This window comes from Rhodococcus sp. NPDC077669, from assembly GCF_040686915.1.
In the GTDB taxonomy this organism is placed as follows: domain Bacteria; phylum Actinomycetota; class Actinomycetes; order Mycobacteriales; family Mycobacteriaceae; genus Rhodococcoides; species Rhodococcoides fascians.
This window is the reverse complement of record NZ_JBFBMD010000020.1, coordinates 27,460-54,443: the sequence shown is the minus strand read 5'-3', so window position 1 is coordinate 54,443 and position 26,984 is coordinate 27,460. Positions and strand designations below refer to the sequence as shown.

Annotated in this window: 21 protein-coding genes; 13 read left to right on the top strand and 8 right to left on the bottom strand. The window is 65.7% G+C overall.

The annotated features are described in order from the left end of the window. The first annotated feature begins 13 nt into the window (after positions 1 to 13). Together AB0P23_RS19590 and AB0P23_RS19585 are read left to right on the top strand one after the other, a co-directional pair. Positions 14 to 1,678 (top strand): sensor histidine kinase, encoded by a 1,665-nt coding sequence (locus AB0P23_RS19590; RefSeq protein ID WP_032374220.1) that lies wholly within the window; start codon positions 14 to 16, stop codon positions 1,676 to 1,678. Then, complete coding sequence (locus AB0P23_RS19585) at positions 1,675 to 2,331, top strand: response regulator (protein ID WP_032374221.1); 657 nt, start codon at positions 1,675 to 1,677, stop codon at positions 2,329 to 2,331. The genes AB0P23_RS19590 and AB0P23_RS19585 overlap by 4 nt, the downstream gene beginning before the upstream one ends. On the opposite strand, the gene AB0P23_RS19580 is transcribed toward AB0P23_RS19585, so the two are convergent. Then, positions 2,314 to 3,696 (bottom strand): MFS transporter, encoded by a 1,383-nt coding sequence (locus AB0P23_RS19580; RefSeq protein WP_032374222.1) that lies wholly within the window; start codon positions 3,694 to 3,696, stop codon positions 2,314 to 2,316. The two genes, AB0P23_RS19585 and AB0P23_RS19580, sit on opposite strands and share 18 nt — an antisense overlap. A 74-nt stretch (positions 3,697 to 3,770) precedes the next feature. On the opposite strand from AB0P23_RS19580, the gene AB0P23_RS19575 reads away from it, so the two are divergent. Beyond that, positions 3,771 to 4,295, top strand: a complete 525-nt coding sequence (locus AB0P23_RS19575) for a helix-turn-helix domain-containing protein (RefSeq protein WP_363798887.1) — start codon at positions 3,771 to 3,773, stop codon at positions 4,293 to 4,295. Positions 4,296 to 4,305: 10 nt separating this feature from the next. On the opposite strand, the gene AB0P23_RS19570 is transcribed toward AB0P23_RS19575, so the two are convergent. Continuing rightward, complete coding sequence (locus AB0P23_RS19570; protein WP_027495798.1) at positions 4,306 to 4,731, bottom strand: HIT family protein; 426 nt, start codon at positions 4,729 to 4,731, stop codon at positions 4,306 to 4,308. Between the two features lie 88 nt (positions 4,732 to 4,819). Here AB0P23_RS19570 and AB0P23_RS19565 point away from each other — a divergent pair, with 88 nt between their 5' ends. From AB0P23_RS19565 to purD, 3 genes are all read left to right on the top strand, one after another. After that, positions 4,820 to 6,061 carry a bifunctional glycosyltransferase family 2/GtrA family protein gene (locus tag AB0P23_RS19565; RefSeq protein ID WP_206497852.1) on the top strand — a complete coding sequence of 414 codons (1,242 nt, stop codon included), beginning with the start codon at positions 4,820 to 4,822 and terminating at the stop codon, positions 6,059 to 6,061. Further along, on the top strand, positions 6,058 to 8,055 hold the full coding sequence (locus tag AB0P23_RS19560) for a glycosyltransferase family 39 protein (protein WP_206497851.1): 1,998 nt from the start codon (positions 6,058 to 6,060) through the stop codon (positions 8,053 to 8,055). Before AB0P23_RS19565 ends, AB0P23_RS19560 begins: the two co-directional genes overlap by 4 nt. Positions 8,056 to 8,131: 76 nt before the next feature. Next, on the top strand, positions 8,132 to 9,382 hold the full coding sequence (gene purD / locus AB0P23_RS19555; protein WP_032386389.1) for a phosphoribosylamine--glycine ligase: 1,251 nt from the start codon (positions 8,132 to 8,134) through the stop codon (positions 9,380 to 9,382). Between the two features lie 67 nt (positions 9,383 to 9,449). Here the strand turns inward: purD and AB0P23_RS19550 are convergent, their stop codons facing one another. Continuing rightward, on the bottom strand, positions 9,450 to 10,286 hold the full coding sequence (locus AB0P23_RS19550) for a DUF559 domain-containing protein (RefSeq protein WP_287454847.1): 837 nt from the start codon (positions 10,284 to 10,286) through the stop codon (positions 9,450 to 9,452). 167 nt (positions 10,287 to 10,453) lie between these two features. Here AB0P23_RS19550 and AB0P23_RS19545 point away from each other — a divergent pair, with 167 nt between their 5' ends. Beyond that, on the top strand, positions 10,454 to 11,602 hold the full coding sequence (locus tag AB0P23_RS19545; protein ID WP_206497850.1) for a pyridoxal phosphate-dependent aminotransferase: 1,149 nt from the start codon (positions 10,454 to 10,456) through the stop codon (positions 11,600 to 11,602). Positions 11,603 to 11,667: 65 nt separating this feature from the next. On the opposite strand, the gene AB0P23_RS19540 is transcribed toward AB0P23_RS19545, so the two are convergent. Beyond that, positions 11,668 to 12,699, bottom strand: coding sequence for a GntG family PLP-dependent aldolase (locus AB0P23_RS19540; protein ID WP_206497849.1), 1,032 nt, complete (start codon positions 12,697 to 12,699; stop codon positions 11,668 to 11,670). A 40-nt stretch (positions 12,700 to 12,739) separates the two neighbouring features. Here AB0P23_RS19540 and AB0P23_RS19535 point away from each other — a divergent pair, with 40 nt between their 5' ends. Beyond that, entirely contained in the window at positions 12,740 to 13,387 is a 648-nt protein-coding gene (locus AB0P23_RS19535; RefSeq protein WP_032374229.1) for a TetR family transcriptional regulator C-terminal domain-containing protein, read from the top strand. 11 nt (positions 13,388 to 13,398) lie between these two features. Here AB0P23_RS19535 and AB0P23_RS19530 read toward each other — a convergent pair whose 3' ends face one another. Both AB0P23_RS19530 and AB0P23_RS19525 read right to left on the bottom strand, forming a co-directional pair. Further along, positions 13,399 to 13,545 carry a hypothetical protein gene (locus tag AB0P23_RS19530; protein ID WP_155289570.1) on the bottom strand — a complete coding sequence of 49 codons (147 nt, stop codon included), beginning with the start codon at positions 13,543 to 13,545 and terminating at the stop codon, positions 13,399 to 13,401. Next, complete coding sequence (locus AB0P23_RS19525) at positions 13,542 to 14,192, bottom strand: DsbA family oxidoreductase (protein ID WP_032374230.1); 651 nt, start codon at positions 14,190 to 14,192, stop codon at positions 13,542 to 13,544. The genes AB0P23_RS19530 and AB0P23_RS19525 overlap by 4 nt, the downstream gene beginning before the upstream one ends. A 116-nt stretch (positions 14,193 to 14,308) precedes the next feature. Between AB0P23_RS19525 and purB the strand changes: the two genes are divergently transcribed. Next, entirely contained in the window at positions 14,309 to 15,733 is a 1,425-nt protein-coding gene (gene purB, locus AB0P23_RS19520; protein ID WP_032374311.1) for an adenylosuccinate lyase, read from the top strand. A gap of 46 nt (positions 15,734 to 15,779) precedes the next feature. Here purB and AB0P23_RS19515 read toward each other — a convergent pair whose 3' ends face one another. Then, complete coding sequence (locus tag AB0P23_RS19515; protein WP_135042887.1) at positions 15,780 to 16,571, bottom strand: HAD-IIA family hydrolase; 792 nt, start codon at positions 16,569 to 16,571, stop codon at positions 15,780 to 15,782. Positions 16,572 to 16,662: 91 nt separating this feature from the next. On the opposite strand from AB0P23_RS19515, the gene AB0P23_RS19510 reads away from it, so the two are divergent. Continuing rightward, the gene (locus AB0P23_RS19510; protein WP_027495809.1) at positions 16,663 to 17,088 is read left to right on the top strand and encodes an HIT domain-containing protein; all 426 of its coding nucleotides are present in this window, start codon (positions 16,663 to 16,665) and stop codon (positions 17,086 to 17,088) included. Here AB0P23_RS19510 and AB0P23_RS19505 read toward each other — a convergent pair. Further along, on the bottom strand, positions 17,075 to 18,286 hold the full coding sequence (locus tag AB0P23_RS19505) for an ABC transporter substrate-binding protein (protein WP_206497848.1): 1,212 nt from the start codon (positions 18,284 to 18,286) through the stop codon (positions 17,075 to 17,077). The genes AB0P23_RS19510 and AB0P23_RS19505 overlap by 14 nt on opposite strands. Positions 18,287 to 18,402: 116 nt before the next feature. On the opposite strand from AB0P23_RS19505, the gene AB0P23_RS19500 reads away from it, so the two are divergent. Genes AB0P23_RS19500 through AB0P23_RS19490 form a run of 3 tightly spaced genes read left to right on the top strand, consistent with a single transcriptional unit; the run spans position 18,403 to position 26,979 of the window. Further along, positions 18,403 to 21,894, top strand: coding sequence for an amino acid adenylation domain-containing protein (locus tag AB0P23_RS19500; protein WP_363798880.1), 3,492 nt, complete (start codon positions 18,403 to 18,405; stop codon positions 21,892 to 21,894). 43 nt (positions 21,895 to 21,937) lie between these two features. Further along, positions 21,938 to 23,593: an AMP-binding protein gene (locus tag AB0P23_RS19495; protein ID WP_032374039.1), complete on the top strand. Its 1,656-nt coding sequence runs from the start codon at positions 21,938 to 21,940 to the stop codon at positions 23,591 to 23,593. Beyond that, the gene (locus AB0P23_RS19490) at positions 23,590 to 26,979 is read left to right on the top strand and encodes an amino acid adenylation domain-containing protein (RefSeq protein ID WP_287452885.1); all 3,390 of its coding nucleotides are present in this window, start codon (positions 23,590 to 23,592) and stop codon (positions 26,977 to 26,979) included. Before AB0P23_RS19495 ends, AB0P23_RS19490 begins: the two co-directional genes overlap by 4 nt. Positions 26,980 to 26,984 lie beyond the last annotated feature (5 nt).

Sequence of the window (26,984 nt, the reverse complement as noted above, 5' to 3'; positions counted from 1 at the left end):
CTAGCCTTGGCTGGTGCGATTGAGGACTCAAGTGCTGCTGCTGCAGGCCGCGTTGGTTGCGGTGGCGCTGGCAGTGGCGTTCGGAGTATTCGCGATCAGCAGTGGCGAACAGGCCAGCGAGGAGTACGGCGAGCGGGCACTCGCGGTCGCGCGGACCGTGGCCTCCGACCCCGAGGTGCGTTCGCTCGTGGGGCAGTTCTCGGCCGCGGACACCGCGGGCACCGATGCTGCGCCGGCCGGAGTGCTGGCAGGCGGTGCGCTGCAACGGACGGGCGAAAGCGCCCGGGAGCGCACCGATGCTCTGTTCGTCGTCATCACCGACGACCGGGGACTGCGCCTGGCACATCCGGATCCGACCGTCCTGGGACAACGGGTGAGCACCGATCCGTCCGGGGCGTTGGCCGGCAACGAGGTCGTCGAATCCCAACGCGGCACACTGGGCGACTCCGTCCGTGCCAAAGTGCCCATCCTGGCTCTCGGCTCGGCGAACGTCGTGATCGGCGAAGTGAGCGTCGGAATCTCCACGACGGCAGTGCGAACCGAGCTGGTGAAGGATCTGATCAACGGCGCACTGGTCACCGGCGCAGTGCTGCTGTTGGGTGTGCTGGGCTCGATCCTGCTGGCGCGCAGGTGGAAGCGGCTGACCCTGGGCCTCGAACCCGAGGAACTCGCCGAGCTCGTGCGCGAGCAGGAGGCGGTGCTGCACGGCATCGGCGAAGGCGTGGTGGCCGTCGATCCGGACGGCATCGTCACCGTCGTCAACGACGAGGCGCGCACCTTGCTCTCGATCGAGGGGAAGCCGGGAATGCGCGTGGAGGACATCGGTCTGACGCCCAGATTGCTCGAGGTCATCGAGATCCCTACGGGCGAGCCGGTACTCGCGGCCGTCGACGAGGTCGTCGTCATCGCGGCTGCGCGAAAGGTGCTGCGTGACAATCGAGATCTGGGAACGGTACTCACCGTGCGAGATCGAACGGACGTGGAGGCACTGACGCGTCAACTCGACGCGGTGCAGTCGATGTCCGCGGTGCTGCGCGCCCAGCGACACGAGTTCGCGAACCGGATGCATCTGGTCAGTGGGCTGCTGCACGAGGGCCACCCCGATCGGGCGTCGGAGTACATCGACGAGATTCTCGGTGTCGGACCGAGATCGGAGGCGGTCGAGGGCATCGATGCGGTCTCCGACGCCTACCTACGTTCCTTCCTCACGGCCAAGGCGGCACACGCGCGCGAGAGTGGCGTGCGACTGGTGTTGGGGGAGAACACCTGGGTCGGTGGAGAACTGGTCGGACCGGTGGATGTCACTACCGTGCTGGGCAACCTGATCGACAACGCGATCGATGCGGCACGGCTCGGTGCACGTCGACCTGCCGAAGTGGAAGTGGAATTGGTGCAGGAGGATTCGACCCTGCATATCGTCGTCGTCGATTCGGGCGACGGCGTTGCGTTGGCGCCCGAGCAGGTGTTCGTCGAGGGAGTCTCGACCAAATCGACGGCGGACACGCCGGGTGGCCGAGGCGTGGGACTGGCACTGAGCCGACAGATCGCGCGAACCCGTGGCGGAGAGGTGACGTTGGCCGATGCCGGCGGGCAGATCACGGCCGACAACGATCGCGGGGGCGCAGTGTTCATCGCCTCGATTCCCGACGCACTACTGATCGAAGAGGTGACGCAATGAAAGTTCTCGTCGTCGACGACGACTTCCGGGTCGCAGATCTGCATGCCGCACTGGTGAATTCGCTCGACCAGTACGAAGTGGCCGCAGTGGCGACGAGTATCGCCCAGGCGCGCGAGCTGCTGACGACACAGTCGTTCGACCTGGCACTGGTGGACGTGTATCTGCCGGACGGGTCCGGTATCGACCTGGTGAGAGAACTACCGTGTGACGCGGTGGTGCTCTCCGCTGCTGCGGATCAGGCCACGGTGCGCTCGGCGATGACTGCGGGCGCATGGACGTATCTGATCAAGCCGTTTCCACGCTCGGCGCTGGTCGATCGCCTCACCGGGTACCTCGGCTACCGCGGCGCGCTCGATCGTTCGGACGAACTGACTCAGGCGGACATCGACGGTGGGCTCGACGCCCTCCGCCCGCGCGCTGCGGCTCCGTTACCGGCCTCGCAGTCGGTCACCCGCGACCTGGTGCTCGACGCGGTGCGCGGAACGGCGGAGCCGATGTCGGCCGGAGAAGTTGCTGCGGCCATCGGCATTTCGCGAGCGACGGCCCAGCGGTATCTGGCCATCCTGGTGTCCAAGGGGCGGTTGCGAATGCAGCTGCGGTACGGATCGACCGGGCGTCCCGAGCAGGAGTACTCGCTACCGCCGGGTGCGTGACATCGCCACGACCGCAGCTCCGACGAGCGAAATGGCCGCGGTGATCAGGGCTGCAGTGTTCCAGCCCGTGACCAGAGCGGACGCGGGATGATCGCCGGCAGGCACGGCGACCACAGCAACCACGGTGACCCCGATCGCAGACCCGACGTAGCGCGCGGTGTTGTTGGCCCCGCTGCCCATTCCGCCGCGTCCGGGCGGGACGCTGGCCACAGCCTCGCGTCCCAGCGCGGCGTTGAGGACGCCACTGGCGACGCCTGCCACGAGCAGCCCCGGCAGCAGCCGTGGCCAGGAGGCGTCCGCGGCGAGGCCCGTCAACATCACCATGCCCACTGCCACTCCGATCAGGCCGGCGGCGAGCTGGGTGCGGCCGCTGACGGCGGCCGGGATGCGCCGAGCCAGCAGGGCGGTGACGACCGAGGTCGCAGACCACGCGAACAGCAGAATCGCTGCCCCGAGCGCATCGATGCCGAGCGCGGTGCCCACGAACCCGGCCAGGTACGACATCAGAGCGATGATCCCGCCGCCCGTGGCCAGGGCGGCGACCGTGGCGGCGAGAAACGGTGGATGCCGAAACAACATGAGATCGAGCATCGGGCTCGCACTGCGCAATTCGAGCGCGACGAAGGCCAGCAGCAGTAGCGCGGCGAGAACGAACAACACGATAGGAGTCACGGCGGTCCACCCCTGCCGCCCCTCGACCAGCGCGGCCAGTAGTGCGCCGATGCCCGTGGCCAACAGCACCGCGCCGACCGGATCGAGGCCGCGCGGGGCGTCGGACATGGATTCTTCGACGCGCAGCTGCGCGACGACGGCGAGCACGAGAGTGGCGATCGCGAGGACCACGTACGCCTCACGCCAGCTGGCCCACCGGTCGAGGAGCGCGGCGAGTAGCGGTCCGAGCGCGATACCGGCCCCGACGCTGGCACCCCAGACTCCGCTGGCCTTGGCGCGCACCGGCCCCGCGGGGTGAGTGTGCGCGATGATGCCGAGGCTCGACGCGACGACCGCCGCGCCGCCGAGGCCTTGCAGGATGCGGGCCAGCACGAAGATGAGGGTGTTGGGAGAGACGGCGCAGACGATTGCGCCGACGGCCAGAACGACTGCTCCCAGTACGAAGGTGCGGCGACGGCCGAAGTCGTCTGCGACGGTCCCGGTGGTGAGCAACGCGGCGGCGAGACCGATGCTCATCGAGCTCAGAATCCAGGTCCGTCCCGCTGCGTCCGACATCAGGTCCAGCGCGGTGCTGTTGATCGTCGCGAGCGGAGCGGTGAACGCCATCAGCGTCAACAAGGTGCCCGATGCGGCGACGGCCAGTGCGCGGGTGCCGTTCGTGGTGCCGGCGGGCGTGGGTGCAGTGTCGGTCATCGTCGTCTCTCTGGTCTGGTGATCGAACTGTAAACGGCCAACTTGGTTCGGTCAACAGACTGTACGATCGGCGCATGGCACTCGGAACCGACTACGCCCGCCAGGACTGCCCCTTGGCCCGCGCGCTCGAACTCGTCGGCGAGCGCTGGACCATGCTCATCGTGCGCGACAGCTTCTTCGGGGTCCGACGCTTCGGCGACTTCCAGGTCCACCTCGACATTTCCAAGGCAGTTCTGGCTCAACGGCTCGGCACCCTGGTCGACGCCGGATTACTCGACCGGCAAGCCCGAGCCCTTGGCGGCGGCCACGACGACTACGTCCCGACGCATGCCCTCGAAGGACTGTGGCCGGCCGTCTACGCCCTGAGCTATTGGGGCGAGGAACAGAACCCGAAGCCCACAGGCACACGTCGCCGGTTTCTACATGCGACCTGCGGGACAGATCTGGGACCGCTCGGACTGTGCCCCGAGTGTGGCGTCGCACCCGGCCCACGCGACATCGATACCGACATCGGACCGGGTTACGACCCGGACAACCGATCCGACGCGGTATCGACGCAGCTACGAACGCGTCGACGGCTGCTGACGCCCCTGCGCTGAGCAAGCCGCATCAGTTAGGGACGTGAGCCTCGTGCCCGAGGTGGCGTAGCGCTGCTCGAAGCTTGTCGGCAGCCTCGTCCTGTGACTCCGCGGACGGGTTCGGATCCGCACCGGAGATGTCGAAATTGCCCATGTCGTACGCCGGAAACACGTGCAGATGCAGGTGCGGCACCTCGAGACCGGCGATCAACAGCCCGGCCCTGGGCGCGTCGAACGCCGTCCTGACAGCCTGACCGATGATCTGCGCGACGGCAGTGATCTTGGCGAACACGGCACCGTCGACGTCCTGCCACTGATCGATCTCCGCACGCGGAACCACCAACGTGTGTCCCTGAGTAACGGGGGCAATCGTCAGAAACGCCACGACGTCGTCGTCTTGCCAGACGAACCGTCCGGGAATCTCACCTGCGATGATCTTGCTGAAAATAGAAGCCATGGGGACAGAATGCCTTATTGGGGCGTCTCCCAGGTGATTGCCAGGTTCGTCGCAGCGTGGGTCCAGCTGCACACACGAGTGTTGCCTCATGACAACGAACTACCTCGCCCGAGCAGCAGGCCACCGGCCCGGCTCGAACGCAACGGCCACGCTCGAGGTGGTCATCCCGGTGTACAACGAAGAGGAGGATCTCGAGCAGTGCATTCGTCGACTGCACGAGCATCTCGAGGAAAGGATCCCGTTTCGGTCGCGGATCACCATCGCCGACAACGCAAGTACCGACGGCACCCTCGCGGTGGCGCATCGGCTCGCCGACGAGATCGACGGAGTTCGGGTTCATCATCTCGACGAGAAGGGACGCGGGCGGGCGCTCAAAGCGGTGTGGCTCGTGTCCGACGCCGACGTCGTTGCCTACATGGATGTCGATCTGTCCACCGACCTCAACGCCCTCATGCCGCTCGTCGCTCCATTGCTGTCGGGTCACTCGGACCTCGCCATCGGTTCTCGGCTGAACCGGTCGTCCCGGGTCGTTCGCGGAGTGAAACGTGAATTGATCTCGCGCAGTTACAATCTCATCCTGCGCACCTCGCTGCGCGCCCGCTTCTCCGACGCTCAGTGCGGGTTCAAGGCGATGCGCACCGATGTTGCTCGACAACTGCTTCCACTCGTCGAAGACACCGGATGGTTCTTCGACACCGAACTGCTCGTCATCGCCGAGAAGGTCGGCCTACGGATTCACGAGGTGCCGGTCGATTGGGTCGACGACCCCGACAGCAGCGTCCACCTCCTCGATACCGCCGTCAAGGATCTGCAGGGATGCTGGCGCGTCGGTCGTGCCCTTGCGACCGGAATGCTCCCTGTCGCCGAACTGCGTCGAAGCCTGGGACGGGAGCCGCTCGTGGCCGGTGTACCGCACGGAATGATCGGCCAGCTGGTGCGATTCGGCATCATCGGTGTCGCGAGCACCGTGGCCTACGCACTGCTGTATCTGGTGCTGCATCCCATGATCGGGGCACAGGCCGCGAACTTCGCCGGACTGCTCATCACCGCGATACTGAACACAGCGGCCAACCGTGCCTTCACTTTCGGCGTCCGAGGGCCCGCGAGCGCGGGCAAGCACCAGCTGCAGGGTCTGGCGATCTTCGGCTTCGCGCTGCTGATGACGAGCGGCTCGCTAGCGATACTGCACGCCTGGTCTCCGGACGTGTCGCGGCACATCGAACTGGCCGTTCTCGTCGTCGCCAATCTCGTTGCCACCGTGTGCCGATTCGTCGCACTGCGGTGGGTCTTCCGTAGTTCGGAGTCCGATCTTTTAGGAGAGAACCGATGACCACGACGATCGAACGGCCGTCCGCGGCCGCGCCGACCGAGCCGGCGACCTCCCGGCGGTGGGAACTTCTCGGGTTGATCGCTCTGCTGATCGGCACCGGCGTGGCATACATCTGGGGACTCGGTGCCTCGGGTTGGGCCAACTCCTTCTATTCCGCAGCGATACAGGCAGGTTCGGTGTCGTGGAAGGCCTTCTTCTTCGGATCCTCCGATGCCGCCAACTCGATCACCGTCGACAAGCCGCCGATGTCGCTGTGGTTGATGTCGTTGTCGGTGCGGGTGTTCGGGCTCAACACCTGGGCGATGCTGGTGCCGCAGGCGCTGCTCGGAGTCGCTTCCGTTGCGTTGCTGCGAGCCGTCGTCGTCCGCCGATTCGGTGCGGCCGCCGGGTTGCTCGCCGGACTGGTGCTGGCGCTGACTCCCGTTGCCGCACTGATGTTTCGGTTCAACAACCCCGACGCGTTGCTGGTGCTGCTGATGATCGCCGCCGTCTGGGCCATGTTGCGAGGCGTCGAATCGGGAAAGATCAAGTGGCTGTTGATCACCGGTATGTTCGTCGGATTCGGCTTTCTCACCAAGCAGCTCCAGGTGATGCTCGTCGTACCGCCGCTGGCCTTGACGTACCTGATCGCCGGGCAGCCCAAACTCGGCACTCGAGTGCTGCAACTGTTCGCCGCGCTCGGAGCCATGATCGTCTCGGCCGGTTGGTGGTTGCTGATCGTCGAGTTCTGGCCGGCATCCTCGCGGCCGTGGGTCGGTGGCTCGCAGAACAATTCGATTCTGGAACTGACTCTCGGCTACAACGGGTTGGGTCGACTCAGCGGCAACGAGACCGGCAGCGTCACCCCGGGCGGTGTCGGTGGCGGCGGCGGGTCGATGTGGGGCGAGACCGGCATCCTCCGCATGTTCGACGCCTCCCAGGGCGGCCAGATCGCCTGGCTCATACCTGCCGCATTGTTGCTGCTGGTGACGGGACTGGTGTTGCGAGGCAAAGCCCCTCGCACCGATGCGCAACGCGCGTCGTTGATCGTCTGGGGCGCATGGCTGCTCGTCACCGGTCTGACGTTCAGCTTCATGGCCGGCATCTTCCACTCGTATTACACGGTCGCACTCTCGCCTGCCGTCGCTGCGCTCGTGGGTATCGGCAGTGTGATGCTGTGGCGCGAACGACAGCGGTTGTGGGTCCGGATCGCGATGGCGCTCGCGGTGGCGTCGACCGTCGCACTGGCGTGGGTGCTGCTCGGCCGTAGCGCGAGCTTCGTGCCGTGGCTGAAGTGGGCGATCCTGGTCGTCGGTGTGGTGGCGGTGGTGGCTCTGCTGATTCCGGCCCTCACTCGCGGCAGGCTCGCCGCGGTCGCGATTCTCGCGGTGATGTTCGCCGGACTGGCCGGGCCGACGGCGTACGCGGTGGACACGATCGGCACCCCGCACACCGGATCGATCGTGTCCGCCGGGCCGAGCACCGGTATGCGCGGATTCGGCGGCATGGGTGAGGGCCAGCGCGGGCAGGGTGGTCTGCCGGGTGGAATGCAGCTGCCTCCCGGTGCACAGATGCCGGCCGGAATGCAGCCACCGGCGGGACTCCCGGGTCAGGCCGGCCAGCTGCCGGGCGGAGCCGAGATGGGCATGGGCGGCGGTATGGGTGGACTGCTCGAAGGCAGCACCCCGACCGCCGAGGTCACCGCAATGCTCGAACAGGACGCAGGTTCGTACACCTGGGTGGCGGCGGCCATCGGTGCCAACACCGCGGCGGGTTATCAACTGGCCACCGAGGATCCCGTCATGCCCGTGGGCGGCTTCAACGGAACCGACCCGTCGCCGACGCTGGCCGAGTTCCAGCAGTACGTGGCCGACGGCCGAATCCACTACTTCATCGGAGGCGGCGGTATGGGTGGCAGGGAGTCGGGTTCCTCGGCCGAAATCTCGGCATGGGTGACCGAGAACTTCACCGCGACCACCGTCGACAACGTCACGCTGTACGACCTGACACAGTAATCTCGCCATCCCCGACGGGCCCCGCATCACGACAGGTGCGGGGCCCGTCGGCGTCGAGCAGATAGTCTGATGCACTGTGCGCGTACTCGTCATAGGTTCCGGTGCTCGTGAGCACGCCCTTCTACTTGCGTTGAAGGCCGACCCGTCGGTCGACAAACTGTTCGTCGCTCCCGGCAATGCGGGCACAGCCACGCTCGCCGAACAGCACGCCGTCGACGTGGCATCCGGTGAGGCGGTGACAGCACTGGCCACGAAGCTCGAGGTGGATCTCGTCGTCATCGGGCCCGAAGTGCCCCTGGTTCTCGGAGTGGCCGATTCTCTGCGCGAGGCCGGCATCGCCACGTTCGGCCCGTCGGCCGACGCCGCACGCATCGAAGGATCCAAGGCGTTCGCCAAAGACGTCATGGCAAAGGCCGGCGTGCGAACCGCACACAGCGAAATAGTCGACTCGCCCGCACTGCTCGATGCCGCCCTCGACCGATTCGGCCCCAACTGGGTCGTCAAGGACGACGGACTCGCCGCAGGCAAAGGCGTCGTCGTCACCACCGACCGCCTCGTCGCTCGCGACCACGCCGCCGAACTCCTCGAAAACGGTCACCCGGTACTGCTCGAGTCGTTCCTCGACGGCCCCGAGGTGTCCCTGTTCTGCCTCGTCGACGGCGAGACCGTGGTTCCGCTGCTGCCCGCGCAGGACCACAAACGCGTCGGCGACGGAGATACCGGCCCCAACACCGGGGGCATGGGCGCGTACACCCCACTCCCATGGTTGCCCGAAGGTGCCGTCGACGAGATCGTCCGTGACGTGGTGAAACCCGTTGCCGCCGAGCTGGTGAAGCGTGGAGTGCCGTTCTCGGGTCTGCTGTACGCCGGTCTCGCGATGGGTGCCGACGGCCCGGCCGTCGTCGAATTCAACTGTCGCTTCGGCGATCCCGAGACACAGGCGGTGCTGGCCTTGCTGGAGTCGCCGCTCGGCGAGGCGCTGAATGCGACGGCCACCGGCACGCTGGCATCACTGCCGCCTCTGCGCTGGAAGGACGGCGCGGCGGTCACCGTCGTCATCGCCGCCGAGAACTACCCCGGTCGCCCCCGCACCGGTGACGAGATCCTCGGCTCCGAGGGCGAAGGCGTCCTGCATGCCGGCACCGCTGTGAAGGACGGCGCCGTCGTCTCCGCGGGTGGACGCGTGCTGAGCGTCGTCGGCACAGGATTCGACCTCACCGCCGCCCGAGATGACGCCTACTCCCGGATCGCCGGAATCCGATTGCCGGGCAGCCACTTCCGCACCGACATCGGCCTCGCTGCCGTGGAGGGTCGCATCTCGCTGTAGGTGACCTCAGCGCCCACTATTCGTGCTGAAACACCTTTTCCCGATTTTGGGAGCGAATTGTGGGCGCTCAGGTCAGTGCCTTCCGGCGTCGACGCACCGTATCGATGATCTGGTCCACCACGTAAGCGAGGTTGCTCATCACCATCGCTGCCGAATAACGCAGAACCAACCAACCGTCGAGTTGCAGAGAGTTCTGCCGAACTCGATCGCTGGTGAACACCTTGGACTCTACGTGGAACTCACGGCCGTCTATCTCCACGATCACCCGTGACCTCCGGTCCATCAGGTCGGCAAAGTACCGGCCCACCTCGGCGTTGATTTCCAAGTGGTAGCCCCGCGCCGTGAGTGCGCGCGCCACTATTCGCTCCGGCTCGGACAAGGTGCGTGGACAACACACGCGTAGTTGTTTTCTCACCGCTGCAATCCCGGCCATCCCCGCAGACTCCTCACACTGCAGCGCAACCGCCCGCCAGCTGACCTTGTGCGTGAGTGCGGCGTCGAAGAATTGCTCCAGTGCAGTCGTGGGCAACATGGCTGCAACGTCGATGATGCACTGTTCGATCGTGACAACGGGAAGCAGATCGACGTAGCTGGACTCGATCAGGGTTCGGCGGTATTGGCGAACCCACGGCGGGCCTGCCCGTTTTGTAGAGCGAGCGATCGTGAGGTGAACCTGCTCCGGTTCGTGGTCGAGCAGGGTCCACCACCACGCAGCCGTCAGGTGACTGAGCACGGCTTTCGGTTGCCACAACGTGACCGCGGCGCACCGGTCGCGGAAATCGGGCTCGCCGGTGCAGTAGATGCCAGGCAGTATCCGCGTCAACTTTCCGGTCTTGGTGCGGTAGGTGATAGCTCCTCTGGTCATTCCCGAATCGAGTAGTTGTTGTTGCGTGTACACCGTCATTCGCACAGCCTTGCGTCGAAATAGTCGTCGCGGGAGAGAGATTCGCGAATTGTGGATAGCCTTGATTCCTGTGGATAACTGACCTCAGGTCACACTTTGCGAGGGCTCCGACGGTATGCCGTGTGGTAGTGCGAATAGTGGGCGATGAGGTCAGTAGTGTCGATGGAATGCACAGTGAATCGCAGCGATCGAAGGTCGAGCCGTTCCACGTGATGGATGTGTTCGCCGCGGCGGCCGAGCGGGCGCGTACTCACGGTGATGTGCTGTCGCTTGCCGCAGGTCAGCCGTCGACCAGGGCACCCGAGCCGGTGTTGCGCGCCACCCGAGACGCTCTGGATTCGCATCTGCTCGGGTACACCGAGACGCTGGGCATTCTGCCGCTACGGCAAGCGATCGCGGAGTATCACAGCACGCGGTACGGCATCACCGTCGAGGCCGACGACGTGGTGATCACCACCGGGTCGTCGGGCGCATTCACGTTGCTGTTCCTCGCTGCGTTCGACGCGGGGGATACCGTCGTCATGGCCAGGCCCGGGTACCCGGCATATCGAAACACGTTGGCGGCGTTGGGCTGTCGCGTCGTCGAACTGGATTGTGTGGAGGAGACACGGTTCCAGCCCACCGTCGCGATGCTCGACGAACTACCGGAGCCGCCTGCCGGGCTCATCGTCGCCAGTCCGGCCAATCCCACCGGCACGATCATCGACCCCGACGAGCTGGCCGCCATCGCACGCTGGTGCGACGAGCACGGAACCTTGTTGGTCTCCGACGAGATCTATCACGGCATCTCCTACGGCGACGCGCACACGTCGAGCGCCTGGGAGGCGTCGAAGGAATCCGTGGCCATCGGGTCGGTGTCCAAGTACTTCTCGATGACGGGGTGGCGCATGGGCTGGATGCTGCTGCCGGCTCGATTGCGCAGGGCCGTCGAAAGATTGGCGTCGAACATGACGGTCTGCCCGCCGGCGATCTCGCAGGTGGCGGCTATTGCGGCGTTCACCGAAGAGTCGCGCCGCGAGCTGGATTCGCATGTCGAGCGGTACGCCGTCAACCGCAGGATCCTGCTCGACGGTTTGCCCGCGTTGGGTATCACCGATCTGGCTCCGGCCGACGGTGCCTTCTACGTCTACGCGGATATCGCGCATCTCACCGACGACTCGCGGAGTTGGTGCGCCCGAGTGCTGGCCGAGACCGGGGTCGCGTTGGCACCCGGCGTCGACTTCGACACCGTCCGTGGGAACCACACGGTGCGATTCTCGTTCGCGGGCACGACCGCCGATGTCGAAGAAGCCTTGGAGCGACTACGTCGCATGTGAGTGTTTCCTCGTAGCAGGCTACGAGGCAGGAGTGGAGCCTGCGGAACGACAGGAAAGCGCTGCGCTCACATGGGGCGCAGCCGCTCCAGCACCTCGGAGATATCGGCTGCATCGACGTCACGGTGGGTGACGAAGCGCACCTTGCCCGCGACGGTGACGGCAGCGATGCCCAGATCGGCCAGCTCGGTCACTGTCCGTACAGGATCGGCGACGGCGGCGAGCACGATGTTCGTCTGGGGTTCTGCGACCTCCCAGCCCCGTTCACGAAGGCCGCGTGCCAGCGTCGAGGCATTTGCGTGATCCTTGGCGAGATCGCCGATTCGATCCAGGGCGACGAGCCCCGCCGCAGCGAGCACGCCACCCTGACGCACGCCGCCGCCCAACATCTTTCGCACACGCCGGGCCTCATGGATTCGCGCCGCATCGGAGACGAGCATCGAGCCGACGGGTGCGCCGAGCCCCTTGCTCAGGCATACCTGCACCGTGTCTGCGCCGGTGGTCAACGACGCGATCGGAACATCGAGTGCCACAGCGGCATTCCACAGCCGAGCCCCGTCGAGGTGAATTCTCAATCCCGAGTCACGTCCGGCCGCAACGAGTTCCGCCCACTCGTCCGGTCTCAACACGGCACCGCCGGCGAAATTGTGTGTGTTCTCGAGCGAGAGCAATGTGGTCCGCAGGGCGAAGTACGGCCCGACGCCGCCGGCTGCCGCACGCACCGTCGACGCAAGGGGGCGTCCGGGGCCACCGTCGTGGGGAAGTGCCTCGGGCATTCCGCCCGCCAACCAGGCTGCGGTGCCGAGCTCGGAGCCCAGGACGTGCGCGTGCTCCGGGGCCAGGAATCGATCGCCGCGCTGCAGATGGAGCATTAGCGCGATGATGTTGCCCATCGAACCGGACGGCACCCACAGCGCCGCCTCGAAGCCGAGCAGATCCGCCACTCTTTCCTCGAGCGCCGCCATCGTCGGATCGTGGTCGAGGACGTCGTCACCCACTTCGGCGTCGGCCATTGCTTGTCGCATGATCGAATCTGGTCGGGTGATGGTGTCGGAGCGAAGGTCGATAGGTCGATGAGCCACGAACACTGACAATTCCATAGCGCGAAAGCAGTCCGACGAACGGCTGCGAGCTGGCACGATGACTGGAATGTCCGCAGGTCCGACCGAGTCGCAGCACAAGGTGTCGGGTGCGACTCCGAAGGGAGTGCGCCGCCGCCACGCTCTGGCGTCGGCGGCTGCAGACCTGCTGGTCGAGGGTGGATTCGACGCGGTTCGGCACCGGTCGGTGGCCGCTCGCGCCGGACTGCCGTTGGCGTCGACCACCTACTATTTCGAGTCGCTCGGCGACTTGGTGGCCGCGGCGGTCGACGTCGTCGGGACCCGCGAGATCGACGTCATGCGCGGACGTATCGACGACGAGGGCAAGTGCTCAAAGAAGATGGAGTCGACGGTCGATCTCATCGTCGACCTGCTGATCGGGCCGCAGGGCGGTCACGAGCAACTGGTCGCCAGATACGAGCGGTTCATCGCGTCGGCTCGGCATCCGGAACTTCGTGAGGTGCAGCTGAGGCTGCGTGCCCAGATCGACGACCTGCTGACCGATGTGCTGCGGCGATCGGGGCGAACCGTGCAGGAAGAGCAGCTACGACGACTCGTGGCAGTGGTCGACGGTGCAGTGGTGGGCGCGCTCAGCGAGGTGGATCCCGATCCGCGCGAAATGGCGCGGAGCATGCTGTTGGCGGTCATCGACATCGTGGCACCGGCGGAACAGGTGTCGGCCGATTGACTCAGGCCCCCTCAGGCCGGCGTGTTCAACCCGAAGTCGTTCTCGCCCGAGTCTGCGTCTCGGATCGGCGGCACCTCGCACACACCGTCCTCGCAGACGGGGCCGCGGTCGTCGCCGACCATCTCCAAGTCGCCGACCATCTCCAACGGGCCGCTCATGCGCCGGCCGCGGCCTTCTGCAGGACTTCGGCGAACACCGACGGTTCCTGTGCGCCCGACACACCGAGGCGACCGTCGATCACGAAGAACGGCACACCACTGATTCCGTAGGCGATGGCCTGCTCCTTGTCCGCGCGCACGGCGGGCAGGTATTCCTCGGACTTCAGCGCCTCGACCACCTCGTCACGATCGAGGCCGATCTCCGCGGCCAGGTCGGCGAGGTCGTCGACGCGTCCGACGTGGCGGCCCTCCTCGAAGTAGGCCGCCAGCAGCCGTTCCTTCATCTCGACCTGCTTGCCCTTCGACTTGGCGAAGTGCAGGAGTTCGTGCGCCTTGACGGTGTTGGTGTGCTGCAAGGCGTCGAAGTCGTACGCGAGCCCCTCGCCTGCGGCCAGCTCGGTCATCTGCCCCAACATCTGCGTGACCTGGGCGGCCGGCATGCCTTTGTGGGAGACAAGGAAGTCGACTTCGGTCCCGTCGAAGTCGACCGGTGTGTCGGGTGCCAGCTCGAACGAGTGGAACTCCACCTCGAGCGTCCCGCCATCGGCGATGAACTCCGCAGCACCTGCCTCGAAACGGCGCTTACCGACGAAGCACCACGGGCACGCGATGTCGGACCAGATGTCGACCTTCACTGTTCGGCTCACGGCGGCTGCAACATCGGAATGCGGTGCGGTTATTCCACGCTGCGGCGATGCTCGGTCCGACGGCCGAATTCGAGTCCGACCTCATCCGAGACCGACAACTGGGCCACGTAAGCTGGATGCTCGTGAGCATCCCGAATGTCCTGGCCACCCGTTACGCAAGCCCCGAACTGGTGGAGCTGTGGTCTCCGGAATACAAGATCACGCTCGAACGGCAATTGTGGATTGCCGTGCTGCGCGCACAGTCCTCGCTCGGAGTCGACGTGCCCAACGCGGCCATCGCCGATTACGAAGCTGTCGCCGACCAGGTCGACCTGGCGTCGATCGCCGAGCGGGAACGCGTCACCAGGCACGACGTGAAGGCCCGCATCGAGGAGTTCAACGCCCTCGCCGGTCACGAGCACATCCACAAGGGACTCACCAGCCGCGACCTGACCGAGAACGTCGAGCAGCTGCAGATTCTGCGTTCGCTCGAACACGTCCACACGCACGGTGTCGCCGTGGCGAAGCGGTTGGCCGAACGCGCCGCCGAATACTCCTCCCTCGTCATGGCCGGCCGTAGCCACAACGTCGCCGCTCAGGCCACCACGCTGGGCAAACGCTTCGCGTCGGCCGCCGACGAGCTGCTGCTCGCGCTGTCCCGGCTGCAGGAACTGATCGCGCGTTACCCACTGCGCGGCATCAAGGGCCCGATGGGCACCTCGCAGGACATGCTCGACCTGTTCGGCGGAGACTCCGCGAAGCTCGTCGCACTCGAACGCATCGTCGCCGATCATCTCGGCTTCCGGCACACGCTCACCAGCGTCGGCCAGGTGTATCCCCGCTCGCTCGATCACGAGGTCGTGTCCGCGTTGGTCCAGGTGGGTGCCGGGCCGTCGTCGTTCGCGCACACTGTCCGCCTGATGGCGGGCCACGAGCTGGTCACCGAGGGCTTCCAGCCCGGCCAGGTCGGTTCTTCGGCGATGCCGCACAAGATGAACACCCGCTCGTGCGAACGCGTCAACGGCTTGCAGGTGGTGCTTCGCGGCTACGGATCGATGGCCGCCGAGCTCGCCGGAGCGCAGTGGAACGAGGGCGACGTCTTCTGTTCCGTCGTGCGTCGCGTCGCGCTGCCCGACGCGTTCTTCGCCATCGACGGTCTCATCGAGACCTTCCTGACCGTGCTCGACGAGTTCGGTGCGTACCCCGCCGTCATCGCCAAGGAACTGGACCGCTACCTGCCGTTCCTCGCGACGACGAAGGTGCTGATGGCGGCTGTGCGCGCAGGCGTCGGCCGCGAGACCGCGCACGAGGCGATCAAGGAACACGCAGTCGCCGTCGCGTTGGCCATGCGCGAGCAGGGACTCGAGCCCGACATGCTGGATCGGCTGGCTGCCGACGGCCGACTGCCGCTCGACCGCGCTGCACTCGATGCGGCGCTGGCCGACAAGACGGCCTTCGTCGGTGCAGCGGACGCACAGGTCAGTGCGGTCGTCTCGGCCGTGGAGCGGCTGATCGCGAAGTTCCCGGCCGGTGCGGCCTACATCCCGTCGCCGATTCTCTGAGTTCTCTGTTGTGAGTGGAAACTCGTAGTGGGCTACGAGTTTCCACTCACATCAGGACGTCCGGCAGGTCTGCGACGGAGTCGATCACGTGATCGGGTTCCATCGCGAATTCGTCGGTGATGCGTCGATCGAGCACGTCCTGACGGAACTTTCCGGTGCGCACCAGAACACCGGTCATGCCGACGACCTGGGCGGCGAGGACGTCGTTGTCGAGGTCGTCGCCGACCATGACGACGTCGTCCGGATCGACGCCCATCCGCTCGGACGCCGTGCGGAAGCCCAGGGGAGCGGGCTTGCCGATGGCTTTCGCGGCGTGTCCGGACGCTTGCTCCATCCCGGCGAGGTACATGCCGGTGTCGATGCGCAACCCGCCACCGGTACTCCACATCAACGATCGATGCATCGCGACGACGGGAATGCCGCGACACAGCCAGTCGTAGACGCGACTGAGACGCTCGTGCGTGAACTCCGGGCCGGCACCGCCGACGACCACGACATCCGGATCCCCGGAAGACTCCTCGACGAATTCGATGCCCGGCATATCGGCCGCGATCTCGCCGTTGTTGATCATGACCACCCGAGCATCCGGGTAGTTCTCGCGTAGATGATCCGCGGTGAGCGACGCGGCGGTGACGATCTCGTCGGAATGGACGTCGAGTCCGACGTCGCGCAATGCCGCCGCTATCTGCTCGCGCGTCTTCGAGGTCGTGTTGGTCAGGAACGCGCGTGCAATGTCGTTGTTGTCCAGGTACTTCAGCGTCGCGGCTGCCCCGGGTACCGCCTGCCACGACGTGACGAGTACGCCGTCGATGTCGAAGAGAACCCCGCCGATGCTCATCGGCAAACAGTAGTCGGGTCGAGTCAGTCGTGCAGTTTCAGCAGTCGCGGTGTCGTTCGTGCGGTCTGCGCTCACGCCTAGGCTCGATGCCGTGAACCCCTACACGATTTTCTCCGAGATCATTGCCGGGACCGCCGAGGCGTCGCGCGTCCACGAGGACGACACCGCGATCGCGTTCATGGACATCAGGCCTCTCACCACCGGGCACGTGCTCGTGGTGCCCAAGCAGCAGTATCGGACGCTGGCCGAGTTGCCGCCCGAGATCGGTGCGCATCTGTTCGTCGTCGGGCAGAAGGTGGCTGCCGCTGTGCGAGCGAGCAATCCGCGCGTCGCCGGGGTGAACCTGTTCCTCGCCGACGGCACGGTGGCAGGTCAGGAAATCTTCCACGTGCATCTGCACGTCATCCCGCGCATGATCGGCGACGGATTCGGTCTGCGGGCTCGGCCGTCGTCGCCGCATCGATCCGAACTCGACCGACTGGCGGCGGAGATCGCGGCCGCGCTTACTCGGCAGTGACCTTCTGCGCCTTGGACAGTGCATCGGCGTAGACGTCGATGGTGTTGGTGTAGCGGCTGTAGCTCTTGTTGGCGCCGTAGTCCCACAGCACCATCTGTTGCTTCTCGACGGCGGAGATGGTGTCGAAGCCGGGGTAACGGCTCGGGATGTCGGCAAGCTTCACGTCGGATGCGTTGGCAACGTCGTGGTAGACGAACGCGACATCGGCATCGACGCTCGACACATTCTCCCAGGACACCTTCTTCCAGTAACCGTCGTCGGTGCCGTCGGGGGTGTACATCTTCAGGCCCCAGCTTTCGTAGTCGCTGAAGTCGGGATCCGCCGACGGATCGAGTACGTAGGCGACGTCGAGGGGCCAGACTCCCACTCCGGTGAGGTCCTGACGTTCGGACGCAACCTTCTTGAAGTTGGTGACAGCAGCGTCGTAGTCGGACTTGATGTCTGCCAGTTGTGGGGTGTCGAGGTCGACGCCGAGCGACGACGCCAACCCGGCGTAGTTCTCGATGGTCTTCGCGGTCGACGTCGTGTCCAAGGTGACCCCCAGGGTGGGAGCGATCCGATCGATCGTGTCGGCCTTGGACGAATCGGCCGTCGTGGTCAACTTGCCGAACTGGCCGAATCTCGGGTTGAACTCACCGATGACGAGATCCGGGTCCAGGCTGGCGGCTTTCTCGAAATCGAAGGTGCCCCAGGTCTCGCCGACCGATTCGATGCCCGTCAGATCGGAGCAACTCAGAATCGGGCTGGTCCCCATCGGCGTCGTCGACCAGATGGCGATCGGCTTGATTCCGTACGACATCAGCGCAGCGGCGGATTCCTCGTCGGCGATGATTCTGGTCGGTTGTGCATCGAGGGAAACGGTCCGTCCGCGGCCGTCGGTGTACGTGAACGGTCCGGACGCTCGGTCGACCGAATCGACGCGGTCGTTCGCACTGCACGCGGCGGGGTTCGCGTTCAGGTCGACGGTCTGGGTGCCGGCGTCGTCGCTGCCGGTGGTGCCACTGCTGCACGCGGCAGCAGCGAGAAGCACGAGAACCGCTATGCCTCCGGTGAGGGCGCGGGGTGCGGAGCCGAATCTGCTCGAAGTCGGTGTCACGTGTCTGCTTTCGTCGAGGCCGAGATGGCCGATGTCGAGTGGAGCGCCGTACTTCCTGGTGTCGAGGTAGGGGCCGAGGGCACCCTCTTCGCGGTGGCCCACAGATGCTAGCCTCCTCAGGGTCGGCTAAGCGAGGGTAGCCTTTCCTTATGGACGGGCTCTGGATATCGCCTGGTCGCGCGCATACGCAACACAGTCGATCGAAGGGGACTCACCGGATGGATCAGCGGGGAATCGGACGGGACGAACTGCGGGCGGTGGTTGCAGAACTGATCGGTGCGGAACCCGGGGCTGTGGCGATGGACGCGGATCTGTTCGAGCTGGGTCTCGAATCGATCGTTCTGATGCGGTTGGTCGGGAGATTCCGCAAGCAGGGGTCGACGGTGACGTTTGCCGAGCTCGCTGCGCAGCCGAACATTTCTGCCTGGTCCGAACTGATCGGTGGTTCGGCCGAATCGAGTTCCCGAAACTCCGAGCGGCAATCGACGCTGGTCGAACCGGACACGTCGGAGTTCGATCTCGCACTGTTGCAGCACGCCTACTGGATCGGGCGCAGTGCCGAGCAGCGGTTCGGCGGGGTCGCACCGCATCTCTACACCGAATTCGACGGCGAGGCAGTGGATCCCGATCGACTACGTGCGGCGCTCGATGCCGTCGCACAACGGCACGAGATGTTGCGGGCCCGGATTTCGGACAACGGACAGCAGCGCATCGAACCGACCTCGGGGTGGCGCGGGTTGACGGTCCACGACCTACGATCCGAGTCCGACCCGACCGACCGCCTCGAAGAAACGCGGCTCCGTCTGACCCACCAGATGCTCGATATCGAAGCGGGCGAGATGTTCTCGGCCGATCTGTCGCTCCTGCCGAACGGTCGCACGCGTCTGCACCTGGACATCGACATGATCGCCGGCGATGCAGTGAGTTTTCGTATTCTGGTTGCAGACCTGGCGCGGGCCTACGACGGCGATCCCCTCCGGGCAATCGCGTACAGCTATTCGCGGTACCTCGCCGATCGCCCGCTCGACCGACGCAGCGCCCGTGCTCAGGCCGAACGCTACTGGTCCGAGCGCCTCGACTCACTGCCCGGAGCGCCGACTCTTCCGTTGCTGGAACATGATTCGGGTGCCCCGGTAGCATTGCGTCGGGCATTTCATCTCGACTCCGCGGCATACGGCGATCTCCAGACGCACGCCAGAGCCCACGGAGTCACCCCGGCGGTGGCAGTGGCCACGGCGTTCGCCGAGGTGATCGGTGCCTGGTCCCGCGAACAACGGTTTCTGCTCAACGTGCCCATGTTCGATCGCGCTCCGACGCATCCCGACGTCGAGAATCTCATCGGTGACTTCTCGTCGTCGGTCATGCTGGAAGTCGATCTGAACGAGCCGCTCTCGTTCGTCGAACGTTCCCGTCGGATCCGGTCCCGTCTGCACGAAGACGCCTCGCACGCCGACTATTCCGGGGTCGAGGTGCTGCGCGACCTCGGCCGCCGTCGAGGAGAGCCGGTGCTGGCTCCCGTCGTCTTCACGAGCGCGCTCGGTTTGGGCGAGTTGTTCGACGCTCGCGCGCGGCAGGTCTTCGGTGATCCGGTGTGGATCATGTCGCAGGGGCCGCAGGTGGTTCTCGACGCGCAGATCACCGAACTCGACGGTGGCGTGTTGGTCAACTGGGACATACGCGAGAACGAGTTCCTCCCAGGAGTTCCCGACGCGATGTTCGACGCGTTCGAGACGCTGGTTCGCGCACTCGTGGTCGACGGTGACTCCGTGTGGGCGGAGCCTGTGGGTCAGCTGGTTCCACCGCGTCAGCTGATGTCGCGAACTCCGTCAGCCGATGTACCCCGAACGGACGCGTCGCAGTCGGCCGGGAACGAGACTCTGCACCGCGCCTTCTTCGATCGCGCGTCGCAGCATCCCGACGCGGTGGCGCTCGAGTGGGGCGAGAACGAGTCGATGACGTACGGCGATCTGTGTGACCGGGCACTGAGAGTTGCTGGGGCACTGAGGGACCGAGATATGACAGTGGGCGACACGGTGGGGGTGACGCTGCCGAAGGGTCCCGATCAAGTGGTCGCAGTTCTCGGTGTGCTCGCCGCGGGCGGGGTGTACGTACCGATCGGCGTCGACCAACCGTCGAGCCGTGCTGCGCTGATCGCCCGAAAAGCGGGGTTCACGGTGACGATCGGCGGATCGGGCGACGACGGTCTCGCGGTGTCCCACGCGATCCTGAGTGAGCCTCGGCCCGCCCCGCACCTCGGCCCCGACACCGCGCCCGCGTACATGATCTTCACCTCCGGCTCCACGGGTGAACCGAAAGGTGTTGTGGTCTCGCATCGCGCCGCGATGAACACGATCATGGATCTGGTCGAACGTTTCGACCTGAACGAGGGCTACCGTCCATTGTGCCTGTCCGAGTTGGACTTCGACCTGTGCACGTTCGACCTGTTCTCGGTGTTCGCGGCCGGCGGTACGGCCGTGCTAATCCAGGAACACGAGCGCAAGGATCCGCAGCGCTGGGCCGCTCTGATTCGTGCGCACCGCGTCACGGTGATCAGCTGCGTGCCCCCGCTGCTGGACATGATCCTGTCCACCGGTGACGATGTGGGCGGTTCGCTCGAGGTCGTCATGCTCGGCGGCGACAAGGTGGGTATCGACCTTTACCGGCGGCTGACGGCGGCGGTTCCCGGATGTCGGTTCGCCGGACTCGGTGGCGCTACGGAAACCGCGATCCACAACAGCATCTGTGAGGTCGTGGACGTCGATCCGAACTGGCGCACGGTCCCGTTCGGGGTGCCGCTCGCGTCGATGGCGCTTCGGGTGGTCGATGCGCGTGGGAACCAGGTGCCGGACTGGGTGCCCGGTGAGTTGTGGGTCGCGGGCGTCGGTCTCGCCGACGGCTATCTGGGCGATCCCGAGCGTACGAACGAGCGCTTCGTCGAGGCCGACGGCTACCGCTGGTACCGCACCGGAGACCTGGTTCGGTACTGCCCCGGCTCGACGGCCGAGACCGGCTCCATGGTCGAATTCGTGGGCCGTGTGGACAACCAGATCAAGATCAACGGATTTCGGATCGAACTCGGAGAGATCGAAGCGGCACTCACCGCGGATCACGAGGTGGCCACTGCCGCAGCCGTTGTCGACCGCACCGCAGCTCCGATCCTGCTGGCCGCCGTGGTGCCGACCGATCGAGACGCGGATGCCCGTGAGACGGTTGGGTCCGTGAGGGCCAGGGCCGCCGAGCGTCTCCCAGCGCACATGGTGCCGGAGCAGATCGTGACGGTCTCCGCGCTGCCGCTGACCGTCAACGGCAAGATCGACTCCGCTGCCGTCGTCCGGCTGTGTCGCGCCGCGGGAGAAAGCGAACGGGTCGATGCCCGGATTGCGCCCAGAACTCACCTCGAAAGCGCCCTCGCCCTGATCTGGCAGAAGGTACTCGGGGTCGACGGCATCGGTGTGACGGACACGCTCTTCGCGCTCGGCGGCGATTCCGTCCTGGCGACGACCATCGTCGCCCGCATTCGCGAGTCCTTCGACATCACGTCGGTCACCGTGCGCATGATGTTCGCGGCACCCACCGTGGCCGGGCTCGCGGACCGGATGATCGGCGCAGAAGGTGACGCAGAATTCCTCGAGGCCACCGCCGAGATCTTCCTGTCGGTCGAAGCGATGTCGGAGGACGAACTGTCGGCCGCGCTCGAACACCATTCCTGACCCGCTTCGCATTCCCGGAGGACGAGAATCCATGGTGCAGAACATGACCGAACTTGCCGAGCCGGAAACCGACGTCGACGGTTTCGTGCCGTTCGACGACGAGCGTGCCCGCAGGTACCTCGACGCCGGGTTGTGGCGAGGTGAAACCCTTCCGGAGGTGTTCGCAACGTGGGCGACGCAGTTCGGCCCTTCGAGTGCCGTCGTCGACGATCGCACGGAGCTGAGGTACGACGAGCTGCTTCGACGAGTGCGGAGCGTCGCAGCCGGATTCGCCGATCGCGGCATCGAACCGGGCGACCGGGTGGTCGTGCAATTGCCGAACTCCGTGAACTTTGCGGTCGTGCTGTTCGCCTTGCTCGAATGCGGAGCAGTTCCGGTGCTGACGCTGCCTGCACATCGCCGACGTGAGATCACCCATCTCGCCGCCACCGCATCGGCGGTGGCGTACGTGATCTCCGATCGGGACGGCGACTTCGACTATTGCGAACTCGCCGATGAGGTCCTCGCGTCGGTGACGAGTGTTCGGCACGTCTTCGTCGACAGTTCCGGACCCGAATCGAACGGCGGCGGGTCCCATACCTCTCTGTCCGCGGTGGCCGGGGTGCCCCGACAGTTTCCGCGCGCCCGGCCGACCGATCCTGCCTTACTGCTGGTCTCCGGTGGCACGACGGGATTGCCCAAGCTGATTGCCCGTACGCACAACGATTACGAATACAACGCCAGGGCCAGTGCGGAGGTCTGCGCTCTCGGTCCCGAGGACGTGTATCTCGCCGTTCTCCCTGCCGCACACAACTTTCCGCTCGCATGCCCCGGGCTGCTCGGTGCCCTCGGGGTAGGGGCAACGGTGGTGTTCTCCGGCAGTGCCAGCCCGGACCACGCGTTCGCGCTGATCGAGAGATATCGCGTGACGATCACGGCGCTGGTTCCGACGTTGACTCATCTGTGGTGCGAGGCAACGGAATGGGAGGATGCCAACCTGTCCAGCTTGCGGTTGTTGCAGGTCGGGGGAGCGAAGCTGGCACCGGAGGTCGCCAAGCTGGTCGAGCCCGCGCTCGGATGCCGGCTGCAGCAGGTGTTCGGCATGGCCGAAGGACTACTGAACTACACCCGAGCCGAGGACAGCCCGGAAGTGGTGATCGGAACGCAAGGCAGGCCGTTGTCCCATCTGGACGAGGTGCGCGTCGTCGATGCGGACGGAAACGATGTATCGCCCGGGGAAGTCGGTGAATTGCTGACGCGGGGCCCCTACACCATCAATGGCTATTATTCTGCGGCAGAACATAATACGACTGCCATCACCCCTGATGGGTTCTATCGCAGTGGGGATCAGGTGCGCGAGCTCGAGTCCGGCCATCTCGTCGTCACCGGTCGCATCAAGGACGTGATCACCCGAAACGGCGAGAACGTCGCGGCCGACGAGCTCGAAGACCTGCTGCTCACCCATCCTGCAGTAGCGCGGGTCGCGGTGATCGGGGTGCCCGATGCCGCTGTGGGCGAAAGTGTCTGCGCAGTCGTGGTGCCGAACGGAAGTGGTCCGACCGTCGCCGACGTGCGGGCCTTCCTGACGGCGGCCGGCTGCGCCGGATTCAAACTGCCCGATCGCGTGGTGACACGAACATCGCTGCCCGTCACCGCCATCGGCAAAGTGGACAAGTCCTTGCTCGTCACACAGTGCACGCAACAGCAGCCGACTCGATGAAGGAACCCATGGATCTCGACGACGTCAGACGTAGGTTGGTGCAGGAGCGGTTGCGGCGTGCCCGAGGCGACGAGGCCGCACCCGAGGCGAGCCGCGGCCCACTCGCAGACGTCGAATCCGCCGAATTCGATTCGTTGAGGGAGCAATTCGGATCCATCGACGACGTCTGGCCACTGTCACCACTGCAGCTCGGGCTCGTCTTCCAGGTAGGTGTCGACGCCGATGCCACCGAGCTGTACACCGTCCGCACCGTCGTCGAGGTCGACCGCGTCCTCGACGACGACAGGATCAGGCGAGCTCTGCAATCGGTCGTCGATACCACCGCGGCGATGCGGACGGCCTTCGTGACGCCGGACGACACCGCGCCGGCCCAGGTCGTGCTCTCTGCGGTGCAGGCACCGTTGACGGTGGTGGATCTCCGTGCGTGCCCGGCGAGCGAGGTGGACGATCGATGGAGCCGGATTCTCGCGGACGACCGGGCGCTCTCGTTCGACATCGCTGCGCCGCCACTGTTTCGGGTCACCCTGGTGCACCTTCCCGGAGGGGTCGACCGACTGTTGACCACCTACTGGTTCGGGTGCTTCGACGGCGGATCCTCGGCAATGCTCGTGGCTCGAGTCCTGGAGCAGCACGACGAGAACGGCACGCCCGTTCCGCCGGACCACGGCTACCGTGAGTATCTGCGTTGGCTGGCTTCTCGCGACCGTGCCGAGTCCGAGCAGGCGTGGCAGCGGTACTTCGGCGATATCGACAGCCCGACCTCGGTGGCCGCGGAGGCCACCCGCGGGGACGGTTCACCCCGCAGGATCGAACGCAGAGTGACGGCAGCGGTGTCCGACGCGCTGGATCTGCACGCACGTCGATCCGGTTCGACTCTGTTCACGGTTCTCGCAGCGGCCTGGGCGAGTGTGTTGATGCGTGTGGTGGGGCGGTCCGATGTGGTGTTCGGTACCGCCGTCGCCGGTCGGCCCATGGATGTGGCCGGTTCCGACACCGCGATCGGCGCGTTCATCAGCACGGTGCCGATCCGGGTGACGGCAGGTGGATTCGATTCGGTCACCGATGTGGCTGCGCGCGTGCAGGATCAGCGTCTCGACCTGATGCCGCACGACACCCTCGGTCTCGGTGGAATTCAGCAGGCCATCGGTGCGGGGGCTCTGTTCGACACCCTGCTCGTCCTGCGTAACGCTGCCGGGCCTGCGGGACGACAAGAATCGACGTCGGCGGGGAACGAGCGCCGCGTGCGACACATCTCGACCGTCGATGGGTCCGAGTTCCCGGTGTCCATCGCAGTGGATCCCGGCGATGAACTGAACCTGTCGGTGACGTATCTACCCGATTCTGTGGACGACGAGCGTGCCCGATCGCTGCTCGACTCGTTCGCATCGGCACTCTATACCGTTGCAGCGCAGCCCGATCTGCCGATCTCGCGCTGGCCGTCTGCCCCGGGCGACATGCCGAGTGTCGTCGAGAACGAGTTCGACGGCCGATCGGAGCGACTGCAGGACAACACGATCGCCGAATTGCTCGCCGCACGCGCCGCGGCCGTTCCCGACGGCATCGCGTTGGTGTTCGGAGACCGGCGGCTGACCTTCGGCGACCTAGACCGGCGGGTGAACGCCTGCGCACTGGCGCTGCTTCGCCGGGGTGCCGCTCCCGAACGCATCGTGGCCCTCGCTCTGCCGAGATCGGTGGAGATGGTGGTGGCCCTGTTTGCGGTGCTGCGTACCGGTGCCGCGTACCTGCCCCTCGAACTCGACCATCCGACAGAGCGTCTCGACGTCATGTTGGCCGACGCGCAACCGGCCGTTCTGGTGTCGACGGTGGACACGGAGAGCCGGGGATTGGCCACCACCGCCACACGGATGGTCGTCGACTCCCCTGAGGTCGCAACAGAGTTGGCGTACGACATCGACGCGTCGGAAGTCGAGGCGGCCACCGCGTCGGTCGGTTTCGCGTCCGGCACCGTCGGCCGACTCGAGCACCCCGCCTACGTCATCTACACCTCCGGCTCGACCGGAACACCGAAGGGCGTCGTCACTCCGTATCGCGGTCTGACGAACATGCAGATCAATCACCGGAACGAGATCTTCGCTCCCACCGTCGCCGTGGCAGGAGACCGCACCCTGCGGATCGCACACACGGTGTCGTTCTCCTTCGACATGTCGTGGGAGGAGTTGCTGTGGCTCGTCGAAGGTCACGAGGTACACATCTGCGACGAGGAATTACGCCGCGACGGTGAGGCATTGGCTCACTACTGCGAGCAGAACAGAATCGACGTGGTCAACGTGACGCCCACGTATGCCGGACATCTGCTCGATCTCGGACTGTTGGACGAACGCGACGGACATCGAATTCCCCTGGTCTTGCTGGGTGGTGAGGCGGTACCGGATGCACTGTGGAGTCGGCTCGACGGCATCGGCTACAACCTGTACGGGCCTACCGAGTACACGATCAACGCGCTCGGTACCGGAACAAGGGACAGCGTCGGGCCGTCCATCGGTTCGCCGATCCTGGGCACACGTGCGTCCGTCCTGGACCAGTGGCTACGGCCGGTCCCGATCGGTTCGGTGGGGGAGTTGTACCTCTCCGGTGTCGGTCTTGCGCGGGGCTATGTGAACCGATTCGGCGACACGGCAACGAGATTCGTGGCCGACCCCTTGACTCCGGGCGCACGGATGTACCGCACCGGTGATCTGGTTCGCATTCGAGCCGACGGTCTGTTCGACTACCTCGGTCGCGCGGACGACCAGGTGAAGATTCGCGGCTATCGAGTGGAGACCGCAGAGGTCGAACGCGCCGTGGCCGCATGCGAGGGTGTGGTGGGCGCGGTGGTGCGTACGGTGCAGATCGGGAGTGGTACTCGCGCCCTGGCCGCATACATCGTTCCTCGCGACGGCGGTACGACCGACACGTCCGTGCTGTTCGGTTCCATTCGAGACCGGCTGGCAGCGACGTTGCCCGAGTACATGGTGCCGACGTTGTTCGCTGCCCTGGAACGCATTCCGATGACGATCAACGGCAAGCTCGATGTGCGGGCTCTTCCGACCGTCGACGCCGTGGGCGGAGGCACGTTCGTACCGGCCCGAACGCCGGTGGAAACGATGTTGTGCGAGATCGTCGCGGCGGTTCTGGGTGTCGGACGCGTGGGGATCGACGACGACTTCTTCGCGCTCGGCGGCGACAGCATCACCTGCCTGGCCGTGGCATCGCGGGCGCGAAAGGCCTCGATTCCGCTGGCACCGCGTGAGGTGATGCGCAAGCGGACGGTGCGAATGTTCGGGGCGGAGCTCACACCGGACGCCGACGCACGCCCCGCTGTCCACGCCGCCGCCACGGTGGAACTGTCCCAGGACGAGCTCGACGAATTCGAAAGCAGTATGTGAGCAGA